1 protein-coding gene is annotated in these 1,996 nt (G+C 46.9%); it reads right to left on the bottom strand.

Features of this window, described 5'->3' with window-relative positions:
* Window positions 1-380: 380 nt before the first annotated feature.
* The coding region (locus EPD60_RS07890) for a glycohydrolase toxin TNT-related protein (RefSeq protein WP_131448567.1) at window positions 381-1,996 on the bottom strand (1,616 nt) is incomplete at its 5' end.

Raw genomic sequence — 1,996 nt, forward strand, 5'->3', positions numbered from 1 at the left:
TCGTCACTGACAAATGTCTATTGGTCACTAAAGTTTTTATTACATCGACCACCCCCAATTCCATCGTCAATTCTACCTATGAGAGTATTTCATCAGGGACGATGATGGGCGCCTTAGTAAAACCTCATTCCAAGTTGCTCATCACAATGCTATCAGAGGTGATAAGGTTCAAAAAGTAAGTGCAAGCTTTACTCTCCGACTCAAATTTTGTCAATCCAGTTTTTTGCCCCCTTTCGCTATAGTAAACATACCAACTATCACCCGACGAATCAACGCAGTAAGCTTCATTTGGGAGCCCGCCATGCAACGAATAGAAGTCTGGTCGAATTTTAAGCCTAAGTAGAATTTCTTTCAAACTTTCAATGTTAGTCGGCTTCATATTATTGACTGGTTTTTGGTGGGATCGCACGAATAATTCCTGCTTTTTTTAGCTCTGAAACTGATCTGTCAAATTTATATTGAGTACCGCCTCCAGGCTCGCCAAACCAAGGAGCTGTTTTTCCCGCTTTAGCATCGAACGGCTTTAAAACTTCATATTCAGTTAACGGCTTTGCAGTTGAGCCTGGAGCCATCGCACGTTGATTGAGAGGAGTGCCCGCTGGCGAAGCAAAGGTTCCGGCTTCTGACCCATACCTATTAAATCGGTCGCCTGGCTTAAGTGTGACAGTAGTAGGTTCAGTAGCGAAGCCTTCTCGACTAGGCCATATGAAATTACCATTGTGATCTACCCAGTTGCTATTCCTGACATCAATTCCTTTCGCTCGAGTGTTAAATATACCTATCGATTCGTTGGGATTTATTCCTCCTAGTGACATTACTAAACCGTCAGCTGCAGCGCCGAAACCTATTCCTTTTTCTTTTGCAGCAATATAGCCGATTGCTGCTCCTGGGCCAGTTGCAATAGCGGCTAGGTTGTTCGAATGGTATTCGGCACTTTTTGCTTTTAAAGTAGCATTTACGCTCTTTTCGGGCCCAATGTGATGGTTGCCGTAGATATCGGTTCCTATAACAGCAACCTGTGGATACCTAGGGGCTCTCGAATTGGATAATTCATCAGCTTTTAACTGAGCTGGTTTAACCTGTGTAGCAGGCTTCTTACTTTGCAATTCAATTACACCAGCTGAGGCTACTCTTGGAATATTGTCATGAACAATACTCACTCCGTTATAATTATAATGCTCTAGACCATCTAAGTCAATTCCATCTATTGGTCTATTGCTTGCAAATTGATAAGGCGTTAACTCTGGATATTTGGAAGTCAGCGGATCAACACTTAAAAACTTAGATATAGCCGGATTGAAAATTCTCATGCCATAGTCCTGCATACCTGTTTCCGAATCTTCCTCCTTACCATTAAACCCATACCTGTAGCCCATTCTAACTGTAAATGCCCTTCCTGGCATTTGCATTCCAAATGGATAGTAATCCTGGGCACTCAAAACGTCGGCAATAAATCGGTCCGATTCACCGTCCCCGGAGGTGTCAACCCCGTATTTGCGGTCGGAGATCGTCACCAGCACGTTGCCCAAGTGGTTGGAAAGCTCGTAACGCTTCTCCCCTCTCAGGTAAGCAATGGCTCCCGGATCAAAGACAGCTTCTCCGGTACCCGTGGTCACCCCTACCCGCTCGCGGATACCGAGGCGGGACGAACCATAGAGGTGTTGCTCCTTCAGCAGTACCCGGTCGGAGGAGTCGCTGTAAACAGCCATCACATTGCCTTGGGCATCCCGTACATACCAGGTGGTTTTTGGCGTTCCCGCGCCGGGAATCACCGTTTTGGCAATGCGGTTGCCGGAGGCATCGTAACGATAGGTGATGGTGGTGTCGCCCCCCTTATGCACGGCCTTGATCTTGCCATAGACCGTCCACTCGATCCGGCGGATACCCTCCAGGGAGTCCTTCACCAGGTTTCCAATCGGGTCATAAGCGTAGTTAGCCACCGGCTGATCGTCGATGTCCTTGTCGTAATTTGTTGCCGGCACGTTATCGCGCACCC

The sequence above is a fragment of the Flaviaestuariibacter flavus genome, assembly GCF_004337505.1.
Classification (GTDB): Bacteria; Bacteroidota; Bacteroidia; order Chitinophagales; family Chitinophagaceae; genus Flavisolibacter; species Flavisolibacter flavus.